Here is an 18717-nt window from a genome sequence, read left to right on the forward strand (position 1 = left end):
TGAAAACATTCCTGCCTCTTAAAAACAGGAATGTTTTCAAAAATTGTACCTATTTTATATCTAATAAAGGTCTAACTAATGTTTCTTTGTTATTAGCCAAATCTTTCCAGTCTACTTTTATCGCAGGATTTACACCGTTGATGTAATCTTCAATATTAGTGTATCCGTCTCCATTCAAATCTCCTTGTGCATCAGATGGATCGTTCGGGTTTAAACCGTATTTTTTCTCCCATGCGTCTGGCATTCCGTCTTTGTCAGTATCTACATAAGGTTTTCCTTTGTATTCTGGATATCCTCCAACTTGAGAAATATCAGTGATAATACCTTTTTTATAAGAATCCATCGGTAAACGTCTGTGTTCGAATTGGTAGAATTCTTTTTTCTCTAATCCTTTTGCATATTCTGGAACTCCAGTTTTTACAGTTCTTACGATTCTTTCGTCTACTTTATCTCTTATTGGTAAAGTTGCTCCAACATTTTTAAGAACAAATTCATATGCTTCATCTGCTTTCATGAATGGACGGAACCATGGCATTGGGAAAGGTTTGTCTGTTTTCATTTTAGCAAAATATTCTTTTGCTTCATCGTAAGCCATTAATTCGCCTTTTTTATTTTCAAGCTGAATACCGCCGTCCCAATTGTCTTTAGTCACTTTTTCGTTTCCGTTAATAATATTTCCGTTTACGTAAGCTCTTCCGAAAACCACATAAGGCAATTTACTTCTTCCCGATTCTGGTTTCAAGATTCTATAGCTGATTGGCTGCGTTAAATCGGTTACAGGTCCTGGTTTGTAGAAGTTGTTGATGATGTTGTAATTAGCAGTATAATCTCCACCATCTGTAGATCTATTGTACCAGTTGAAAACTACGTTATTTACAAAATTGAAAATTCCGTTCCAACCGATAGAAGGGTTTCTTCCTGCATTGTTAGCCCACATATTTCTCATGAAAGAGCAATTTTCTCCACCTAAAGTACTTCCGAAAGCGTGATTGTAAGTATCCAAAGCTTCTCCGAATAAACTGTTTTGGATGGTAATATTTACCGTTCCTACTTTAATGTCTGGATAACCTGGTCCTGGATTGTACATATGTCTGTAGATTGACATGTTTTCGTCTAATCCCCAAGTTGCAGAAACGTGATCGATCATGATGTTTCCAACAGGATTTCCTCCAATAGCATCATCACGACGGCCTACAAAAGTTTCTCCACGACGGAAACGTACGTGTCTGATAATTACGTCATGCGTATCTATCCAAGTTGATTCTCCAGCAATACAAACACCATCGCCAGGAGCTGTTTGTCCCGCAATTGTAATGTAAGGTGCACGAATAATCAACGGACTTTTTAATCTGATAATTCCAGCAACGTTAAATACCACTATTCTCGCTCCTCCTTGTTCACAAGCTTCACGTAAAGTTCCTGGTCCGCGGTCCTCTAGACTTGTTACCGTATAAACTTTTCCGCCACGTCCTCCAAATGTGTACATTCCACCACCTTCAGCACCTGGAAAAGCAGGAATTTCTGCCTGAGGTAAATCTGTTGGTCTTGCTGCCCACGGAATATAAGGTTTTCCATGTTTTGCTTCTTCTTCAATAACTACTAAAGCTTTTGTCCAAGCTTCATCAGAAAGTCTTTGAGCTTCTTCTTTAATTGCTTTTTCTTGAGCCTGAACTTCTGGACTTATCTTCGGATATTGAGCAAAACATTTTGCACTTCCTAAAAAAAGCAGAGATGATGCGATAAATAATGCGGAATTTTTCATGTTAATTTGTAGTTGTGGTAATTCTTTTTAAACAAATCACCTGTATCTTTTGACGAATACAGGTGAAAAGCTTAGTAATATTTCTGTTTTTTAAATAAAAATCTATTCTTGATAATTGAAAGTGCCTAGTCCACCAAAGTTATCATTCCAACCAATAGTTTGTAATAGCCAAGGATTTGCAGTTAAAGCTGTATTATTTAAACCATTAATATAATAGTTAGGATTAAATTTGATATTAACCGGCGCTCCATTAAAGTTATCCATAGGCGTAACTAATGCTGTACGGATAAAGTTTGTATTATAAAATGTTGCCAACGTTGCTAATTGAGCTTGGAAATTTGCCGCATCTGGATCTGCTACTACATTTGCACGAGCACTAGCCAAAGGATCTGTAGTTGCTGAAGATGTTGAAACTCTATATTGTAAAAAGTTACCAGTACGTTTTGTTCCGTTAATTGGTGTTAAACCTAATTTACTTACAGTACCTCCTGTAACTCCAGGCAATACTTCATTATCATATAACATCCATCTTTGAACATCCCAAAAACGTTTTCCTTCGTAAGCTAATTCTACTCTACGCTCATATAAAACAGCTTCAATTGCTTGATACTTATCAGAAAGGGTTCCAATTCCGTAATTGTTTGCTGAAGGAATACCAACACGATTTCTAATTCTTCCTAAATAAGCTATAGTGTTACTAGTTTGACCTAAAGCGGCATAACATTCTGCAATGTTTAATAATAATTCAGCATAGCGGTATTCAAAAATATCTGTACCAGAATACTGGAAGTTCGTTTCTTTACTAGCCGCAGTATTCGTCATTTTTCTTACGAATGCTGGACTTGATATTGCAGTATTTCCATCTGAAAACCCTGCTTTATTTGAACCATCTAACCAACGGTAAGCCCAAAGAACGCTATTTGGAGTTTCTTTGCTTCCCCATTTAGAACCAGAGAAGGCAAAAGTTCTGTAAAATCTAGGATCTCTGTTTACGAAGAAAGTAAAATCATTGTAACCATTTGCTGCAGTTGGTCTACTACCATTTGCCATTGGGAATAAATCAATCATTTCTTTTGGAGCAGCAACTCCTCCACCTGTTCCACCTAAACTCAATAAACGGATTCCTTTTTCCCAAGAGTTATTAATTGCTTGAGAAGTAACACCAAATCCGCAAAGTTGTACTGTGATTGCTTCTGAACAGAAAGCGTTATCAATCAAGAACATTTGCTCCCATTGTTTTGCAGTGCTTCCATATAATCCATAACCGTCAGCAGTCAATTGAGCTTCTGCTTCCAATCCAGCTTTCAAAGCCGCTTCCCAACGTTCGTTTGAACCGTCCCAGTTTTTATTAAATAAAGGGCTTGCAAATGTTAAAAGTACTCTAGACTTTTGAGCCATCGCAGCTCCTTTAGTAAAACGTCCGTAAGCTGCAGCTCCCCAGTTACTAGGTAATAAACTTGCGGCCATATCTAAATCGCTAACGATTTGTGCCACAACTTCAGAAACTTTTGCTCTAGGCAACTGAATTGAAGCATCAGTAGCCGATGCATCTTGAACAGTTGTTACAATAGGAACACCTCCATAAACACGCATTAGATCAAAGTACTGCATGGCACGCATGTAATACATCTGTCCTTTTGCTTGGTCACGAAATGTTTTATCCAAATTTGAACCTTTTACATCAATGTCTTCTAAAAAGGCATTACATTCTCTAATTCTGTTGTAAGGATGGTTATTGATACTAGTTGCTAATTTAGCTCCATAATAACCACTTGCATCAGCCGAGTTTATAAGTGTTTTGTTTGGATTGATAAAATCTTGTGTTCCACCTAACTCTTCTGTCAATCTTGAATTTGCATCTGTATAAGAACCAATAATTGTAGCAGTTGGCGACTTATAAGCATTATAGAAATCATAATATTGATTGTCTACATAGGCTTGTGCACGCTCTTGGGTTTGGTAGAATGTATCATCGTAAAAGCCATAACCTTTCTTATCCTTTAGAAAATCATCACTACAAGAAGCAGCACCTACAGCAAGCAATAGTGATAGTGTTATATATTTAAATGGTGTTTTCATAGTTTCTTTTAATTTTGATTAGAATGATACGTTAAAATTAAGCGACCAAGTTCTAAGTGTAGGATAATTTACAGAAGAATTATCATACATATTTCTATAATGATCTGGATAAGGATTGTATAAATCCCAAAGATTATTACCTGTTACTCCCAGCGTTATAGCAGCAATTTTTGTATCTGCAAAAACTTTCTTAGGGATATCATAGTTAAGACTTAAGTTTCTAACAAAACAACGGAAAGTGTTTAGCTGCCAGAAATCTGATGGACTAGACATATAGGTCCATTGTGCTACGTTTGGATATTTACCATTTGGATTATCCTCAGCATCATACATATCTCTCCAGAAACTCTCACGAGACCACATATTGTTTGCAGATGATGTACCTTGATTTACTAAGTCTACAAAATTAGCTCCTCCCCAAGAAGTTGCGATTTGAGTTCTCAAAGAGAATCCTTCATATTTAAAACCTAAATTGGTTGTAAAACCGTAAGTTCTACTGCTATTAGCCAATTTCACATAATCATTCTCTTTCATGATTTGTCCGTCTGCTGGTGCTAATGTTCCATCTGGATTAAGTTGTCCAGCAACATCTTGATAAGCCAAAGATCCTTTTCTCATTCCAGAAACAGAGTTGATATCAAAATATCTTGGCACTCCTCCAACTGCTGTAGCACGTTCTGTTAAATATGCCCAGTAATTTGCAATATCTTCATCTGTACGTAAAATACCATCTCCTGTCGAAGTTCCTTTCCAAACTGCAAATCCCCATACTGGATTAAATGATGAATATCCTACACGTGTCGTATTACTTGACGGAACAAGATTTCCTTGATCTGGATATTTTTTGATTTCATTATTATTGTAGCTAAAGTTGATTCCAATATTGTAACTCATGTTACTTTTTATCTTATCGCTCCAGTTAATAGAAAATTCATGTCCCCATGCGTCAATTTGACCATAGTTTTGTTCAGCATAAGCTCCTCCTACAGAAATTGGCACACCTACAGCACTGCTCATGTCTGTTAACATATCTGTATTTTTATCGTAATAAAAATCATAAGTAAAGTTTAATCTGTTTTTCAACAAATTAATATCAACTCCAACGTTGTTTTTTATAGTAGTGTCCCATGTTACATTTCTATTTGGATTTACTCTAGGAGTCAAACCATTTCCATTAAATCCACCACCACTCGTTGCTGTACCAGGTCCAAACTGAAAACCTTTGTCTACGATAAGATCATAATATTGCTCCCATCTCCAAGGCTGAATATTATCTTTTCCTGTTTTACCAATAGAGTAACGAATTTTAAAGAAGTCAACCCAAGGCAATCCTTTTTCAAACCAATTTTCTTTAGACATTACCCAACCCACTTGAACAGATGGGAAAGTTCCCCAATAATTCTCTGGTGCAAATTTTGTCGAAGCATCACTACGTAAAATAAACTGGAATAAATATTTTTGTTTAAAGCTATAATTTAAACGTCCAAAATAAGATAACGTTCCTCCTTCAACTTTTGTAGCCTGGCTATTAGAAAGGCTTAATGTACCAGCTGTACGATAATCTCCTAAATAATCTTTACCTGTTTGCTCATAAGCCAAACGTGTAAATGTATTGTATACTTCAGAAGCTTCACCACCTACCATGGCACCAATTTGATGATCTCCAAAAGTTCTGTCATAGTTGATCATGAAATCTCCTTGAGTACTTTTACCGTCTGTATTGTTATAATACACTCTCGAGTTTCTTACATTCGTCTCTAAAATATAACTACCTGTTGGATTTGTTGTTGCATTATAAAAACTAGGATTAGCAGCATTTGCTAAGTGTTTGTCTTGAAGTTGATAATCTCTAATTCTAACTAAATCATAAGGCAATTGAATTTGCTCTGTATAAGCTGAACTTTGATTTCTTGAATACGTAACTTTGAAAGATAATCCTTTAACTGCAGCCAATTTATAGTTTAAGGAAGCATTTACATTGAATGTATTATCATCTGTAACTTGATGTGAACCATTATTTAAATTGGCAAAATAGTTCCATCCTGCAATATTATTGTTTGCATTTGCGCTTCCGAAGTTTTTGTTTGAATTTGGAAATGGAGAAACATAATAATTTTTACCATCTACATTTGTTTCCCAAGGCACGTGTTGTGGCATATGTAACAAGAATCCATAATCTGCCTGTTCTCCACCAGCAGCAGAAGCATAACTACCATCACTAATATTTGATGATGCTTTAGTGAATGATTTATCAACTGTTCCAACGTTTCCAGAAACAGAAGCAGAAAAATCTAAATTCTTAGCAATTTTCGCGTTGATACCTGTACGGAAGTTCCATTTATCATATTTTTGATTTCCTAAGTTTGCGTCTTGTGTCAAATAAGTTGCACCTGCAAAATAGGTAATATCTTCAGTACCTCCACTCACATTGAAAGAGTGTTTTTGCTGAATAGCTGGTTTCCAAGCTTCTTTTAGCCAGTTATAATTTAATCCTTTCATTTGCTCCAATTCGGCATCCGAATAGATAGTAGCCGGGTCAATAACAGCAGGCGCTGCTACTCTAGATTTAAAAAATCTGTTGCTAAAAACTCCAAATTCATAAGCATCCAATACTTTACTATGGCTAACTGCATCATTTATTGCAAATTGGCTATTGTATGAAAACTTTGCTTTACCAGCTTTACCACGTTTTGTTTTTACAACAATTGCTCCTTGTGAAGCACGCGAACCGTAAATTGCAGCAGAACCATCTTTTAATACCGTAATACTTTCAATCTCTGAAGGATCTAATCTGTTGAATTGCTCTAATGTAGGCTTACCATTACTTGGATCAACCTGAATCATATCATCAATGATGATCAAAGGTGTACTAAAACCTCCATCTTTAGATAAACTAAAAGTTTGACGAATTTGAACACTTCCTGCATCACCAGGACGACCAGTTCCGCTAGTAACAGTAACACCAGGAACTAATCCTTTTAATGCATCAGATAAATTGGTTACGGGTAAATCCATTAAGTCATCTGCCTTAATAGTAGCAATCGCTCCAGTAAGTTCCTTTTTCTTCTGACTACCGTAACCAACTACAACAATATTTTCTAATTGATTAAAATCGTCTTCCATTTTTGCATTAACAATAGAACGATTATTAAGAGGAATTTCTATTTTTTTCATTCCGATGAAAGAAAATACTAATGTTCCTCCACTTTTAACTTTAATCTGATACTTTCCATTGTAATCTGTTGTCACTGAATTTTTGGTAGATTTTTCAGTTACGTTAACTCCAGGTAATAGTCCACCTAAATTGTCTGTAACGGTTCCCGTTACTGTAACTTGATTTTGAGCATAACTCAATACACTCATCAGTGCAAACAAAAGAAAACTACATCTTTTTATAAGTGCTTGTTTCATAAATGTTTTTTTTGGTTAGGTTATTAATTGTTAGTTAGTCATGTTTAATGCGCCTCTTCTATTAACAAAATTTTTCTTAATGGGATCTTAAATTAATTTTATTAAATGTTTAAAACACATTTATTTTAATATTCCAAAAATATGACGATGACACATTAGAACCGTCCTGCTCTATCCTGTTTTAATCATGTTATTTCAAAAAAAAACACTCAAAAAAAACAATATTAATAAAAAACGAATGGAAAAAATAGACGAACCCAAATATTTAAGACAAATGTTTGCTTATAACAAAATTTAAAAACTCATTTTGACTAAAAAACAATAAGATTGTTATCAAAAATAAACATATAGTATATATTCTGCAAAACTAATTACTATCACTGCTGATAGATAATAGCTTAGAAAATACTAATTTTTACGAAAACGATAGAGATAAATACTCTCAGTATATTTATTTCAGATTAAAAAACTTACAAAAGCATTAACAGGACACTAACAGGATACTCAAAAAAAATCCTTAATTTATTTTACTAAAAAAAAATATTTTTAAACGTAAATTCTGACCAACAAATTGCAAATAGCTTTTTTTTTGATTTTTGTGATGAATGGAAAGCACAAAAAAGCCCGCTAAATCCAATCATTAGCGGGCTTACCTTATTTTTATAAACCTATAATTTCTTCAGTGCATTAAAAACCAATCGAGCAACTTCAATTCCGCCCTGAGTTTGGAAATGTGTATTGTCTTTTTGTCCCTCTGGAAAAGCAGGAAACTTACCCGCTTCAAAATTCATAAAGTAATTCGTAGTGACATATTCCTGGCCTTTTGAAGAGAAAAAATCCATCGAAAGTTCATTCAGATCAATATATTTCACCTTCAATTCCTTTGCAACCTCAATAGCCGCTTGCGGATAGTCCCCATGAACATTTGAAAGTTTTCCATCTTTCCAAGGGTAATTTCGAGCAACTGGAGTAAGCACAATGGGTGTTGCACCTTTTTCTTTGGTCTGATTAATAAAAAGTCGAAGGAACTCTTTGTAACCTTCAATATTTACATAACGTTCCGTTTTCTCTACAGAAGCATCATTATGACCAAACTGCATCATGACAACATCTCCTTTTTGAAGTGATTGGTAAACCGAAACCCAGCGCCCTTCCTGAAAAAAAGTCCTCGTGCTTCTACCACCTTTTGCACGGTCATCTACTTTTACTTCTTTTGCAGAACCTAAAACATTAGAAACCAATTTTAAACTGTCTTTTTGAAAAAAAGGCTGAAAAACCTGTCCCCAACCAACCTGCGGAAACTTTTTAGTTTGATAATTTTCTTCTAACGAATAATCGGCAACGGTAGAATCTCCAATTAAATAAATGGTTGTTACTTTCGACTTAAAACTAAAAGCGCTCAGTATTAAAACCGAGCACAATGTTATTGCAAAAAATCTAAATTTCTTCATGAGTTTATTTTTTTGGATTCCATCCGTTAAAAACTAAATCTATATTATATTTCTGTACATCCTCTTTTTTTAACTGATGCGACCAAGAAACACGTGAAGACAAATCTTTTGCACTCGAGCCTTTACTTCCATATTCAGCATAATAAGCGGTTTTATCTTTATCTGGAAAACGAGTATCAATCCAAGCATTCCAACCTTCTGGAATAATGTGCGAACCTAAATCTGTATTAATGAAAACGGTTTGGGCATAAGGTCTCCAAGGTCTTCCCAGAAATACTTTATCTACCGATTTGTCTTTTGCGGTAAGCTTACAATCAACAAAAACAAAACCGTAAGCTTGCCCCTGCGGAGTTGAAGCCGCTGTAATATAGGAATTGACTAAACTTTCGATAGTACATTTATAAAAATAAGCCGTTGCAGCGCCGAAAATAAAATCGGTTGTACCATTGATAAAACAGTTTTCAAAATAAGTTCGAGTGTTTCCTTCCGACAAATAAAGCGTATCCTGATTGGCTAAAAGATTGCAATTTTTTACCATAATTCTATCGCCTTTAATATGAAGTGCCACTGCCTGCCCTACTCTTCCTGCTGTGTTCTCGACAGTAAGGTTTTCTAGCGTACAATCATTTCCTTTAATTATAAAAGAATATGAAGTTCCTGTTCCAAATTCTTTTTTACCTGATGGATCTGGTTCCCGAAGCGGTTTCCCAGAATAATCATCAAACGAAATAATCGTCTTATTTCTATCCGTCCCCTTTAAAGTGATGAACGTTTTAGAAACAGGAATTTCCAATTTCTCAACATACTTTCCTGGCTTTATAGTAATTACCACACGTTTCTCCGAATTATCTTTTACATTATTCACCGCTTCCTGAATGGTCTTAAAATCGCCTGATCCATCTTGAGCCACGGTTAATGCTAATTTGTTATCGAGCGTTTGGGCTGATATTGAAAGTGTTGTAATTAAAAATAAAGCTAGAATGTATTTCATATGTCTTTCAATTTATTTGTTCATCTTGTTTTGTCATCTTGACGAAGGAAAGATCACACTAGAAACTCCGCAATCTAAATCGCCATTTTTTGTCGATTCTCGAGTGTGATTCCTCGTTCCTCGGAATGACAAACTGTTGGGTTAAAATCCGCCTTAATCCGCGTTTTGCCAAGGGCAATCCGTTTCATCCGCGTCCAAAAATTAATGCGACATCCAAACCGTCATTTCTCCTTTTCCTTTATTTCCCCACGCAAAATAAGGAATTAATTTTACTGGAACTACTGTTGCATCTTTAGAAGAAAGCGGTTTGTACAACGTTTTATTCCAAGAATTATTCGAATTTATAACAGCTTCGGCATCAATGCTTACTAAATTTCTATTATTCAATGTAAAATTATTTGTTGCGAAATTTGATTTCAAATTCAAAGCCACATCATTTACACTAATTTTAGCAGGAAGCTGATCTGATTCTAAACAATACACTAAAGGTCCTCTTTTTACAGCTACCTGATTTTTAACTTCTTCCACCAACGGATTGGCTTCCATCAATTCTACCGGCATTGGAAGATTCAACTCTATCACATCTCCTCTTTTCCATTTTTGATTTAATTTCAGATAAGTTCCAGAAACGATTTTATCAGTAATCTTTGCATTATTTACCGAAACTTCCGCATTCTGACTCCAGCCAGGAATTCTTAAAAAGAAAGTCTGTAAATCTTTGGGTGCTTTTACAATTTTCAACGTTATTTTTCCGTCCCAAGGATAATTCGTTTGCTGTTCAATCTCGATTTCTTCTCCATTTAAAGATTTTGTTTTCAATTGATTACTTCCGTATAAATTTACATACAAACCTTCTTTCGAAATATTGTACGCATAATTTCCAACTTCGGCAACAGTTCTCGTTACGTTTGGAGCGCAGCAATTTGATAAGGCGATATAACCTTCACGCTCATTTCCCCAACGCTGATGAAATGGTAAATCATTAGAAACATTCAGCGGATTATTATACAGGAATTTTTCTCCTTCTAAATCCATTCCCGAAAGTACACTGTTATACAATGCCAGTTCCACAATATCAGCATATTTAGCATCTCCGGTAATTTGAAGCATTCTCCAGTTCCATAACACATTTCCAATATTGGCGCAGGTTTCGGTATGAGCTGTTGCATTTGGTAACTGAAAAGGTCTTCCGTAAGCCTGATGAATTTTCTGCACTACAGTTGGATCATAAGAGGTTCCGTCTGGCGAAACGCCATCGTACAAAGATCCGCAACCTCCAGTAATGTACATTTTACGATACGTTACATCATCCCAAATTGATTCTAAATTGTCTAATAATTTCTTTTCTCCTGTTTCGGCGTACAAATCAGCAACTCCGGCGTAAAGGTAATTTGCTCTTACAGCGTGACCCATTGCGGTTGTCTGCTGTCTAAACGGAATTCGATCCTGATTGTCATCGGTTCCGTCATTTGTAGTTCCTCTAATGTCAATTAGATTATTGGCTAATTCTAAGTATTTCGGGTTTTTAGTCGTTCTGTACATTTCGACAATTCCCATATAATGTGATGGACAAATGGCATTTCGAGCCAATTCTGGTGAAGCTTTTTTGTAGAAATCATATAAGAAATCGGCAACACCTTTTGCAATATTCAGGAAGTTTGTTTTTCCTGTGGCACGATAATGTATGCAAGCTGCAGTCATTAAATGTCCCATATTGTATTTCTCAAAACCCAATTGTTTTTTTACTTCTTCTGGGCCTAAAGTTCCCCAGCGTTCATCGATTAAAACTGGCGTATGGATATAACCGTCTTTGCGCTGTACTTTCGCGAAAAGCGCAATAGCTTTATCCATTTCGGCATCCAGTTTTTTATCTTTTGTTACGGCATACGTTGCTGCCATTCCTTCAAAAATCTTGTAGAAATCGCCATCATGAAACGAAGGTCCTTTGAAAGTTCCTTTGCTTAAACCTGCAGCAATTTCGAAGTTTTTATAAGCATGCGAAGTTTCATTATGATACAAATCCCACATGTAAGGCAAAGTATTTTTGGTTTCTACATCAAATTGTTCTTTCCAGAAACCGTTTGTCCATTTTACATCTTGCAAGCCTACGCTTTGTAATTTAGAATACGGACTTTCTGAATTCGCAACCAAACCTTTGTTCTGCGCAAAGATTACGGTTGAAAGAAACAAACTTGAGATGATGATATTCTTTTTCATTTTGATATTAATTTTATCTGCCCGATCTGCTAAATCTGTGAGAGCTTAATTTTTCACGCAGATTCAGCAGATTTTAGCAGATTATTTTTTTCTTTAATCTATTATAATCTCCTAATCTGATTTTTTTTTCACGCAGATTTTGGAGATTTTAGCAGATATTTATTGATTTTATTCTTAAAAAAAAATCTGCGCAGATCTGCCTAAATCAGCCAAAATCTGCGTGAAACCTTTTTTTTATTTAATAAAGAAATTAATGGTTCTGCTCATTGAATCTCCGTCTGCATCTTTTACCGCTATGACGAAAGAAGCAAATCCTTTTTCAACAGTTGTAAACTGAATTTCTTTTCCTTTTAAAACTACTTTTCCATTTTTAAGCTCTGAGAACGTATACACAGGTTTCTTTTCATAACCTTTGAAATAATCTGCAGCACTTAAAATCTTTTTCTCCCCAGAATTTACAAAATAATGAGGCTGAGCCAACCAGTCTAAATAATTATCCAGCTGTGTAAATCCATCTTTATCAGTATCTTGATTTGCATCTGAGAAATCTCCAGCAGGCGAATTTTCGTTTAACCCAAAAGCTTTTTCCCACCAGTTTGGCAAACCGTCATGATCTGTATCCCAGTCTGCTGGACGAGTTTCTGATACAAAATTTGGCCATCCTCCTGCATCTTGTTCGTTATCGATCATTCCACCTAAACCGCTTTTACTTCCTTTGTACGTGAAAGTTCCTTTTAAAGTTTCATCAATAATTCGGTTATCGTGTTTGTCAAAAAACGGTTGATTGGCACCAACATCTGAAAGTACATTTTTATAAGCCGCTTTCGCTGATTGTGTTTCTACGTAAGAAGGAAAAAATGGTTTATCTACGAAAGTTTCATACTCCACTTTCTCTTTATTTGTTGTAGTAAATTTTCTGCCTTTCTCCTGAGATTTTTCATCAAAATAACCCGGCATAACATTTCCGTCAAAATAATAACGTTGCATACCTTTTCCAACCCCTTCATGCTGTGCATTCAGCGCCACAAAAATTGCAGTTGAAGCACCTGGTTTATAGTAATTATTTACAAAATTCACTTCGTTTGCACCGCCGTCTGTTGCTCTTTTTCCCCAATTGTACACCACATTATTTGTAATATCCAATCTTCCAGTGTAGAATCCGTCACCACTTAAACCACCGCCAATACTCCAGTTACGTCCATAATTGTGAGCTAATAAGTTATGATGAAAACTTCCAATATCGCCGCCAATTGTCGCTGCATAACCGTGCATTTTTCCAGCTTCGTATTTTCCGTGTCCCGCAACATTTAACGCTTCAGAAATTAAAGTTCTCTGTAATGTAATGTGATGCGCTCCTCGTGAACTAAACGATTCATCAATTGTCCAGCTAATCGAGCAGTGATCGATAATACTATAATCTGCACCCGTTAATCCCATTCCGTCAAACGTTCTACCGCCTCCAATACGAACTTTTAAAAATCTCATGACTCCATCATTTCCGGTCAAACCTATTGGAGCTCTGCTAATGGTAATTCCTTCACCAGGAGCAGTTTGTCCTGCAATAGTAATATAGGGCTGATTTGCCACTAATCTAGATTCCAGTTTTATATTTCCCGAGACAGTAAAAACAATCGTTCTTGGCCCAATTTCCTGATTGATGGCATCACGTAAACTTCCTGGTCCATCATCATTTAGATTAGTCACTTCAATTACTTTTCCGCCACGACCTCCAACTGCGTAACGTCCATAACCTTCAGCGCCTGGAAACGCTAATTGTGCAGGTTTAAACGACCAAACATTACCTTGAGTTACTTCGCCTTTAGTATCGACTTCATCTACTCTCCAGTAATAAGTGGTTCCGCTGTATAAATCCGAAACTGTAAAGTTTTTATCCGTCAATTTTCCTTTAAACTCTTTTGAAGATTCAGTTGCATTTTCTACTGCATTTTTATCTTCACCAAAAAACAACTTATGAGACACAACACTTTTTGGAGCGTCCCATTTCAAAATCACATTTTTAGTTACTTCCACATGTTCGTCCCTGTTTTTTGGTTCTGGAGTTCTGGCCTGATTCATTAAGTTTGGGGTATCAATTTCAAAACCGTTGATTACAATCTGTTTTACAATATCAGGATTCGAAGTTGAATCAATTTCAAAACGAACAATTACCTCCTTACCTTTCTCAGCATTAAAAGTAATATACGCCATCGAAGCATCAATTTTAGCATTGGCTCTCTGACTTGCATTTACGGTTTCCTGAAGTTTTCCGTTTACATAGATTTTGACCGGAGAAAAAGTTTTTCCTGTAATCACATCAAAGGCATTATGAAAAGTCAAAAGTGTATGTTTTCCAGCTTTCAATCCGCTGATTTTCAATTCTAAATGTTCAGCCGTAACCAAACCGTCACTTCCCAATTTGTTATAATGAGGCGCACTCATTCCAACCTTGTACCATTTTGAAGTAAAATTCCCTTTTAATTTAAAAGACACATTATTGAAAGATTTGGCATCTTCTTTTCCTTCATTAATTACCCACGAATCATAACTTGGGTCATGAACTTCTTCTAGTCTTCTTTGAAAAAAGTCAAAGTCCACTTTTACAACTTGTTTATCAGTATTTGCGACTGATTGTGCTTGTCCATTTGTGGTCAAAAGCATGGACAAAACCGCAGCACTTATTAATTTCTTTATCATTATAGTTGGCAATAGTTAGTTTAATTTTGTTTTCTCTGCTTCAGATTTTCCTAACAGATTTATAATGTCTTTTTTTCTTTCTTCTGGAATTACTTTTAAAACCTTCAATTCTCCATTCACGAGTTCGGCTTCAATTGTTGTATTTTGTTTGGCATGCAATTTAAAATGGACGTTCCATTCTTTTGGCCAAGCTGGGAAAAGATAAATCTTCTCGTTTGCTTCTTGTAAAAGCATTTCCTGCATACCAATCATTCCCGATCCGCCCCAATTATGATCTGGAACCCAGTCAAATCCTGGTCCCCAAAAAGCTGGAAAACGTCTTTCTGAATTCGCCATTTTTAACGTATTATATTTTGCCGCTTCTTCGGTTAAACCCAAACGAGCCGAGAAAATATTATCCTGTTTCCATCCAATATGACTTCTGAATTTTAAAGCATCTGGATCATATTTCCATGTATTTAAAGCCGTTCCCAAATCAGGTTTTCCAACACCATAAATTCCCCACGGATAAACGGGATACAATTGCGGAACTTCAGAATTATTAATCCTTTCCCATGTTTTAGCAGGAAGTAGAACTTTATGATTTTCAATCTGCCCGAAATTTAAAGGCGGAATTCTTGATTGAAAATCTATTAAATATGCCGCGTCTTCGACTGATAATTGATTCCCTGAAAGGTTTAAAAGACTTTCTGTAATTACCTGTAAAGCTGAAATAGTGCTATTCGAATTATTTGTCATTTTATACGTTTCTGCTCCCGAACCCGGAAAAAGAATTAATTTCCCGTTTCCGTCCAAAGATTTTCTGCCTCTTTGTTTGGCTAAATATTGATAATGCTCATCGAAAAAACGAAGACAGCTTATAATAAATTGATTGTATTTTTGAATGTCTTCTCCAGCATATTCTTTCTGCTGCAACATCATTTGGCAGAACTCTAAAACGGTATCCCATTCGTATTCCAGCCACGCATTATATTCCATTCCCGGATCGTAATCTGCGGGACGTTTCCATTCGTATTCTGCTGGATTTGGAAGTCCAAAGTTTTCTAATTGTTCTGTGAATGATGCACCGTTATGATTCCAATACACTTTGCTTCTTAACTCAGCATTTTTTTGAAGACTTATGTAATAATCCAATTGCGATTTCATCATATCAAAATCGCCGCTTTTTACCATCGGAAAATAAACCAATCGCTGATTTTGAGCTGTCATAGTTCCTCCTCCCCAATTTCTGAAATCGGGTGTAAAATCTAAATCCTTATTCGTGTAAACAGGATCAACGGTAAAAAGTCCGCCGTTGAATTTCGTTGGATATTTTCCGTACGCATTGCATCCGAGCATATATCGGAACAATTGATAATTCTGCCCGATTTGATACACCAAATCTTTCTCAATCGATTGATTTTTCTGAGTAAAAATAAAACTGCGATTCCAGAAATTATTCCACCATTTTTGAGTGTTTTTTTCAGCTTGTTTTACTGTATTTTTATTCGAAGAAATCAGACTTTGCAATCCATTATTCCAAGTATAAAAATCAGATTGATTGGTGTTTAAATAAATTTCTAAAGAATGTTTTTTAGATGGTTTTATGCTTGTTAAATTAAAACCTTTAAAATCTGTTGACTGGTATTTTCCTAAATATGTTCCATCAGGTTTTAAATTATCGCCTTTCATGAATCCGCCAAAAGTTAAATTCGCAATTGGATTCAGCATTTGGTCTTTAACCGATTCCATTTTCTGCTGTTTTACGGCTACATCAAAAACAGTATTTTCTCTATTTCTATGATAGAATTTAACTCCATTATTTTCAAACGAAATAGAATCTTTATACGTAATAAGTTCTCCCTGAGGCGCCCATTTATAGGAATTGGCGTTGTTTTCTTTTCCTTTCAGATAACGATTTTGATAACGCCAGCTTTCATAAGAAGCCTTCATTTTCAACGGATTTTTACTTTCTAAATCGACATGAATAATCGGTTTAAAAACATCCACCCAAAGTTTAATCTTAGTATCATTTTGGCCAACTAAAACATATCCGTCTTTCAGTTTTAACTCCTGACGAAAACCTGTTGCACCTTCAAACGGATTCGGATTTAAAGTCACCTTCACACGTCCTAATTTCAGTAAAGTATTATGTTCGTCGAAAGTTCCGCTTCGCGAAAAATAGAAATACAAATCGCCTTTCTCAACCCAGACATTCATACCAATATCACCGCCTCCTAAAGGCATAGATTCTGATGAATTGTTGCTTTGCGTTGTCCAAACTTGATTGTAATTGTCAAGCATGGGAATTTGCGCTTTAAGGCAAAGCGTTGTGAAGAGAAGTATAAATAGTATATTATTTTTCATCGTTTTCTTTCCTGCAAGGTTTCCAAAACCTTGTAGGTATTTATTTTTAATTTTATCTCGCAGATTTATTCTCATTTTTGTCAGAAATGACAAACTAGTCGTTAAACTCGTACTTCAACATACCTACAAGGTTTTGAAAACCTTGCAGGAGCGTCTGTATATTACCACTCATCCGTTCTAAACGAAGAAACTGGCAATCCGCCCGCACTAAACAATTCCGCTTTAGCGAAATCTTTCCATAAATATCTTACTGCAACTGGATTTTTTACTTTATCTGAAGTCAGAACAACTGATTTCCTTCTTACTACCGTTTTTGCGGGATAGAAAACTTTGTCTTCTCCTGCTATTTCAAAACCTAAAACTTCTTTATCATACGATGTAATTCCGTTTGCTACGTCATCAAAAGAAACTGTTACTGCACCGTCTTTTATTTCCATCGATTTGTATTTTGGACTTTCAAATTCGAAACCTTCAATTCCGTACGTTCTTGCCAAAGCTTGAAAAGCCAATCGGTTTCCTCCTTTTTCTTTATCCATTGGATGAATGTTATTTTCTTCTCCAACATCCATTAAAACTGCCATTGCCGAATTTGGAATTTCCTTTGAAGCTTTCAACTGTGCTTCTCTGATGTAAGCCGAATTGTATTTTTCTAAATAATCTTTTGGATGAAAAGAAGCATAATTAAAAGGCGCAATCTGAGCGAAATAAAAAGGAAAATCTCCCTGATTCCACAATGTTCTCCAACTGCTGACCATATTCTTCATCAAATCCGTGTATTCATTTGCTCTTTCGTAATTCGATTCTCCCTGATACCAAATACAGCCTTTAATTCCGTAACCAATTACAGGAGAAAGCATTCCGTTAAATAAAGTCGTCGGAACACGATTTGGGTCTTTTGCCAATTCTTCTTTTGTGGTCGGAATTTTAGCGCTCGCAAAATCTTTCAGCATTTCCTGATTCATCCAAGCTTCCATACTCGAACCTCCATACGAAACATGAATTAATCCCACAGGAACATTTAAAACTTCCTCTAAAAGAGACCCGAAATACCAAGCCGTAGCACTAAAATTGGATGTCGATTTTGGAGAAGCTTCTTCCCATTTCCCTTCAAAATCTTGTAAAGGTTCTAAAACTGTTGCTCTTGGAATCGTGATTAAACGAATGTTTTTATTGGTTGATCTTACGATAATTTCGTTTCCGTTTTTAACAGGTTGTCCTTGAAATCCTTTTAACGGCATTTCCATATTCGACTGACCTGAACAAAGCCAAACTTCGCCCAACAAAACATTTTTGATGGTTACTTTTTCGTTTCCTTCAGAAACTTCAATCGTGTATGGGCCACCAAATGAAACCGTTTTTAATTCTGTTTTCCATTTACCTGAAGCATCTGCTTTTACCTTATAGGTTTTAGAATCCCAAGAAGTTTTTATTAAAATGTTGGCGTACTTTTCTGCCCAACCCCAAATGGGTGCGTTCGATTTTTGCTGCAGCATCATATTGTCAGTAAACAATGCTGGCAGTTTAATTTTGGCATTGATTTGAAGACTCGCTAAAATCGTTAATAATGCAATAATTGATCTTTTCATTTTTTTGTTTTTTTTTTGCCCCAGATTAAAGGATTAAAAAGGATTATTAATCTGTGGGAATCCTTTAATCTGTGGCGAATATTTATTTTTCAATTGCCTCCAGCTTTAGCTGGAGGGATATTAAATGTTTATTTTCAATGGGCTTTAGCCAAACTAACTTTTGGCTAAAGCCCAATTCTC

At 35.7% G+C, this 18717-nt stretch carries 9 protein-coding genes; all 9 read right to left on the reverse strand.

What is annotated here, in order from left to right; genetic code table 11:
* Positions 1 to 49: 49 nt before the first annotated feature.
* The 9 genes from NCC77_RS15195 to NCC77_RS15235 all read right to left on the reverse strand — a co-directional run bounded on the left by NCC77_RS15195 (position 50) and on the right by NCC77_RS15235 (position 18537).
* Positions 50 to 1762: a polysaccharide lyase gene (locus NCC77_RS15195; protein ID WP_250836343.1), complete on the reverse strand. Its 1713-nt coding sequence runs from the start codon at positions 1760 to 1762 to the stop codon at positions 50 to 52.
* Positions 1763 to 1864: 102 nt separating this feature from the next.
* Positions 1865 to 3841 (reverse strand): RagB/SusD family nutrient uptake outer membrane protein, encoded by a 1977-nt coding sequence (locus NCC77_RS15200; RefSeq protein ID WP_250836344.1) that lies wholly within the window; start codon positions 3839 to 3841, stop codon positions 1865 to 1867.
* An 18-nt stretch (positions 3842 to 3859) separates the two neighbouring features.
* A complete protein-coding gene (locus NCC77_RS15205; protein WP_250836345.1) occupies positions 3860 to 7252 on the reverse strand; it encodes a SusC/RagA family TonB-linked outer membrane protein in 3393 nt (1130 codons plus the stop codon).
* Between the two features lie 668 nt (positions 7253 to 7920).
* Positions 7921 to 8703 carry a rhamnogalacturonan acetylesterase gene (locus tag NCC77_RS15210; protein WP_250836346.1) on the reverse strand — a complete coding sequence of 261 codons (783 nt, stop codon included), beginning with the start codon at positions 8701 to 8703 and terminating at the stop codon, positions 7921 to 7923.
* A gap of 4 nt (positions 8704 to 8707) precedes the next feature.
* Entirely contained in the window at positions 8708 to 9694 is a 987-nt protein-coding gene (locus NCC77_RS15215) for a pectinesterase family protein (RefSeq protein WP_250836347.1), read from the reverse strand.
* 201 nt (positions 9695 to 9895) lie between these two features.
* Positions 9896 to 11911 carry an aceric acid hydrolase gene (locus tag NCC77_RS15220; RefSeq protein WP_250836348.1) on the reverse strand — a complete coding sequence of 672 codons (2016 nt, stop codon included), beginning with the start codon at positions 11909 to 11911 and terminating at the stop codon, positions 9896 to 9898.
* 234 nt (positions 11912 to 12145) lie between these two features.
* On the reverse strand, positions 12146 to 14605 hold the full coding sequence (locus tag NCC77_RS15225) for a pectate lyase family protein (RefSeq protein WP_250836349.1): 2460 nt from the start codon (positions 14603 to 14605) through the stop codon (positions 12146 to 12148).
* 15 nt (positions 14606 to 14620) lie between these two features.
* Positions 14621 to 17026, reverse strand: a complete 2406-nt coding sequence (locus NCC77_RS15230; protein ID WP_250836350.1) for a DUF5703 domain-containing protein — start codon at positions 17024 to 17026, stop codon at positions 14621 to 14623.
* Positions 17027 to 17112: 86 nt separating this feature from the next.
* Entirely contained in the window at positions 17113 to 18537 is a 1425-nt protein-coding gene (locus NCC77_RS15235) for a sialate O-acetylesterase (RefSeq protein WP_250836351.1), read from the reverse strand.
* Positions 18538 to 18717 lie beyond the last annotated feature (180 nt).

The sequence above is a fragment of the Flavobacterium tyrosinilyticum genome (assembly GCF_023656565.1).
GTDB lineage: Bacteria > Bacteroidota > Bacteroidia > Flavobacteriales > Flavobacteriaceae > Flavobacterium > Flavobacterium tyrosinilyticum.

What these genes read in the sequence shown, in the direction of transcription:
- NCC77_RS15195 (WP_250836343.1), bottom strand. Translation starts at nt 1,762, where the DNA reads ATGAAAAATTCCGCATTATTTATCGCATCATCTCTGCTTTTTTTAGGA.
- NCC77_RS15200 (WP_250836344.1), bottom strand. Translation starts at nt 3,841, where the DNA reads ATGAAAACACCATTTAAATATATAACACTATCACTATTGCTTGCTGTA.
- NCC77_RS15205 (WP_250836345.1), bottom strand. Translation starts at nt 7,252, where the DNA reads ATGAAACAAGCACTTATAAAAAGATGTAGTTTTCTTTTGTTTGCACTG.
- NCC77_RS15210 (WP_250836346.1), bottom strand. Translation starts at nt 8,703, where the DNA reads ATGAAGAAATTTAGATTTTTTGCAATAACATTGTGCTCGGTTTTAATA.
- NCC77_RS15215 (WP_250836347.1), bottom strand. Translation starts at nt 9,694, where the DNA reads ATGAAATACATTCTAGCTTTATTTTTAATTACAACACTTTCAATATCA.
- NCC77_RS15220 (WP_250836348.1), bottom strand. Translation starts at nt 11,911, where the DNA reads ATGAAAAAGAATATCATCATCTCAAGTTTGTTTCTTTCAACCGTAATC.
- NCC77_RS15225 (WP_250836349.1), bottom strand. Translation starts at nt 14,605, where the DNA reads ATGATAAAGAAATTAATAAGTGCTGCGGTTTTGTCCATGCTTTTGACC.
- NCC77_RS15230 (WP_250836350.1), bottom strand. Translation starts at nt 17,026, where the DNA reads ATGAGAATAAATCTGCGAGATAAAATTAAAAATAAATACCTACAAGGT.
- NCC77_RS15235 (WP_250836351.1), bottom strand. Translation starts at nt 18,537, where the DNA reads ATGAAAAGATCAATTATTGCATTATTAACGATTTTAGCGAGTCTTCAA.